Source organism: Pseudomonas sp. ICMP 10191 (genome assembly GCF_001467335.1).
GTDB lineage: Bacteria > Pseudomonadota > Gammaproteobacteria > Pseudomonadales > Pseudomonadaceae > Aquipseudomonas > Aquipseudomonas cerasi.
On the sequence record NZ_LKGW01000026.1, the window covers coordinates 1 to 742 of the forward strand.

Genomic DNA, 742 nt, shown 5'->3' on the forward strand with positions numbered 1-742 from the left:
AATACCTCAACAGTGAAGACGGCCTGCCACACACCATCGTCGACCCGACGCTCAAGTCCAAATACCTGTGGTGGAACAACCTGGCGCAAGTGCAGCGCTTTCAGGACTGTTCGGGCAAAAGCACTTATTACCGCTACGACGAGCGCCACCACCTGGTGGCCGTCACCGATGCCCTGAACAACACCACTACGCTGGAGCGCAAGCCCGACGGCGAAGTGCTGCGCATCAACCACCCGGATGGCACCAGCGAGACCTTTACCTACAACGAGCTGGGCCAGGTCCTGACCCACACCGATGGCAAAGGCCAGACCACCCAGCTGCTGCGCAAAGCCATTCGCCTCGTCGCCCTGACCAACGAAAACGATGCGACCTACCGCTTTGCCTACGACGACGCAGATCGTCTGATCGAAGAAAAACGCATCGACAACCTGACCCGAGAGAAAGGCGAACAGCCACGGCGCAGCACCCATCTGGAGCGCGACCCGATAGGCCGTTTGCTGGCCAAGCTCAACGACGATGCGCGTCAGGACTACGCCTACGACGACGGCGACCGACTGCTGTCAATCGAGCGCAAGCCGACGGACACCGGNCTCAGCAACCTGACCACGCTGACCCTTCCTACCGGCCAGCACCTGAACCACCTGTACTACGGCAGCGGTCATCTGCATCAGCTCAACCTCGATGGCCAGTTGATCAGCGACATGGAACGCGACGACCTGCACCGCGAGGTCTACCGCACCCA

1 pseudogene is annotated in these 742 nt (G+C 60.7%); it reads left to right on the plus strand.

The features are described from left to right. Positions 1 to 742 (plus strand): annotated as a pseudogene (locus AO388_RS04060) (RHS repeat protein); the annotation flags it as partial.